The following is a 2,683-nucleotide window of genomic DNA, read 5'->3' on the forward strand; positions in this document are numbered from 1 at the left end:
GGCGGACCTCCCGGCGGACCCGGCGGACCCGGCGGACCCGGCGGACCCGATCACCCGGGCGGACCTCCCGGTGGACCCGGCGGCCCCGATCACCCCGGCGGACCCGGTGGACCCGGCGACCCCGATCACCCCGGCGGCCCCGGCGGCCCCGGTGGACCGGGTGGACCCGATCACCCGGGTGGCCCGGGCGGACCCGGTGGGCCCTGGCACGGAGACCCCCAGCGCGGCTACTTTCACGGCGCGCCGTGGGGAGACGGGCCGGGACCCTGGGGGCCCGGCGAACCGCCGCGACCCGCATGGGACAGGCCACTCCCCCCGCCCGGTGGGCAATGGGGCTACGGGCCGATCAATTACTACGGCTATCAGGAGACTCCCGTGTGGAACCCCGGCTTCAACCAGTGGGGCTTCTGGTTCTTCGGAGTCTGGATTCCGCTGTAAACGACGGTAAGCACAACGCCCGCTTCGCCACTCGGCGAGGCGGGCTTTGTGCTGTTGCAGCCCAAGCCGATCCGATCCACGCGACCGCTCTGCAGCCACGGCGGCAACGGCGCGGGCCGCGCTGGAGGGGACCTTCGGCCTTTTCGTTGGGGCCCTACGCCACGTCATAGATGCCGTATGGCCCCTCGTTTGCATTGTCTCGATAGCGAAACATCAAGGTCACGGCCGGGTTTCGCACCCGCAGAGAAGCGATCGAAGAGGTGGCCCCATGACCAAGCCTGACTTCAGGCCCGCAATCCCGGTGCCGGCGCGTGATCCTCGCCTGGCAGCCCTGCATGCGGTCGTCTTGGTCGACGCGGTGGTTTCGGGGATCTGCGCGTTGGTCGCACTCGCGGCCGGCTCGCCGCTTCAGTTCGGCGTCGCGTTGGCGTTGTTCGGCGCCGGGTGGATCGCTTCGACGTCATCGAACGGACCGTTGAGTGTGGGCAGGAGCGTCCGGCTCGCCAACGTGCAGTCGCCGTCCCCGCTTACCGGCCCACCCGCGTCGTGTATGCCGGCCGCCACGAGGACTTCACGCGGCCCGCTCCGTCCGTCGTGCGGGAAATGGCCGCCTGAGGGTCGATCAGCTCTTGGTGCCGACCGTTATCAGGTCGGAAATGACCCGGGTCCAGACCGGCCGGGGAATGCGGTGCTGATCGCTGATGACCAACCCGGCGTCCTCGAACATGGCGCGCATCTCCGCCGGTGACGCATTGTGTTGTGGCTTCCACCGATTGGCGGAGGGCGCTTGCAGCAGCGGCTGCCGAGCGCTGAGCGCCGCGACGGCGACCAGCCCGCCCGGCGCCAGCACGCGGTGGAATTCGCGCAACGCGGCGGGCTGGTCGAAGAAGTGGAACGCCGAGGTGGTCACCACGGCGTCGAGCGCGCCGTCGTCGAAGGGAAGTTGCTCGGCCGGCCCGCGCAGCCATCGCACCCGGCCGGTCCTGGCCCGCGCCTGCGCGAGCATGCCCTCGGACATGTCGACGCCGTAGATCTCGTCGGGCTTCAGCTCGCGGGCGATCCGGTCGCTCAGAATGCCCGTACCGCAAGCGATGTCAGCGATCTTGCGGGCTCCGTGGGCGCGCAGCTGCGCAATCACCTCGTCGTGCGGCGGACGGTAAACCCACTGCTGCAGGAACGGCAAATCGTAGGCGGGGGCCAGGAAGCTCCACAGCCGCGTGACCGCGTCGTTGAGTCCGCGGCGACTCGGTGCCGTCATTTGCCCAGGGTCGAGGTGTAGTAGACGGTATCGGCGACCGACACCGAATCGTTGGTCTGCGGAATAGCCGCAAGCCCGCCGTCGGCCAGCAACTCACTCATCTGGGCGCCGACCGTCTCCCAGCCCAGGTTTTTCAGGTACTCGGCGACGTCGTTGCGGTCGCCCTCGAAACCCAGTTCTTCCCAATCCAGCTCGAAACCATGGTCGCGCCACTTGGCGGTAGCCCTGCGCATCATTTCCCGCGCCTTCTCGACGTCCTGCCGGGGCCGGTCCGGGATGGCTTCGACCGCGAGCCTGCTGCCCTTGGCGCTCAACGCGGAGATGTTGTCCAGCAAGCGGTCCTGCGCTTCGGGCGGCAAATATCCGAAGAGGCCTTCCGCGATCCACGCGGTTGTGCGGCTCCGGTCAAAACCAGTATCCGACAACGCTTTCGGCCAGCCGTGCCGCAAATCGACGGCGACGGTGCGCAAGTCCGCCCGCGGGGCGGCGCCCAGCTTCGCAAGGGTGGTGGTCTTGAACTCGATCACCTCGGGTTGATCGATTTCGAACACCGTCATTCCGGCGGGCCAATCCAACCGGTAGGCGCGCGCGTCAAGACCGGACGCCAGGATCACGGCCTGACGGATCCCGGCCCGCGCGGCGTCCTCGAAAAAGGCGTCGAAGAACCGGGTACGGGCGGCCATCGCCGCGGGCATGTGCTCGAGTTTCCAGCCGGATTCGTGGTCGTCGACGTCGGCGGCGGCAAGGTCGCCGTCAATCCACCGGGTGAAGAAGTCGACCCCGACGGCGCGAACCAGCGGTTCGGCGAACCGGTCCTCGATCAGCGGGTTGTCGGCCTTGGTAGCGATCGCTCGGGCCGCGGCGACCATCGTGGCCGTCGCGCCCACGCTGGTGGCCAGATCCCAGGTGTCGTTGTCTGTGCGTGGCATGCGCCTGTTCCCCCTCGGAGTGAAGCGATACTTAGCCAGCATAACGACCGGGAGGGAC

3 protein-coding genes are annotated in these 2,683 nt (G+C 68.7%); 1 reads left to right on the forward strand and 2 read right to left on the reverse strand.

All coding sequences use genetic code 11. The features are described from left to right. On the forward strand, positions 1-438 hold a 438-nt coding region (locus HMPREF0591_RS31745; RefSeq protein ID WP_157137595.1), incomplete at its 5' end, for a chitin-binding protein. A gap of 622 nt (positions 439-1,060) precedes the next feature. Here HMPREF0591_RS31745 and HMPREF0591_RS29580 read toward each other — a convergent pair. Beyond that, positions 1,061-1,696: a class I SAM-dependent methyltransferase gene (locus HMPREF0591_RS29580; protein ID WP_007172557.1), complete on the reverse strand. Its 636-nt coding sequence runs from the start codon at positions 1,694-1,696 to the stop codon at positions 1,061-1,063. Next, positions 1,693-2,625: an SAM-dependent methyltransferase gene (locus tag HMPREF0591_RS29585; RefSeq protein WP_040624471.1), complete on the reverse strand. Its 933-nt coding sequence runs from the start codon at positions 2,623-2,625 to the stop codon at positions 1,693-1,695. Before HMPREF0591_RS29585 ends, HMPREF0591_RS29580 begins: the two co-directional genes overlap by 4 nt. Between the last annotated feature and the right edge of the window lie 58 nt (positions 2,626-2,683).

This window comes from Mycobacterium parascrofulaceum ATCC BAA-614 (genome assembly GCF_000164135.1).
GTDB classification, from domain to species: domain Bacteria; phylum Actinomycetota; class Actinomycetes; order Mycobacteriales; family Mycobacteriaceae; genus Mycobacterium; species Mycobacterium parascrofulaceum.

Coding starts and splice junctions, on each gene's coding strand:
- HMPREF0591_RS29580 (WP_007172557.1), bottom strand. CDS start 1,696: ATGACGGCACCGAGTCGCCGCGGACTCAACGACGCGGTCACGCGGCTG.
- HMPREF0591_RS29585 (WP_040624471.1), bottom strand. CDS start 2,625: ATGCCACGCACAGACAACGACACCTGGGATCTGGCCACCAGCGTGGGC.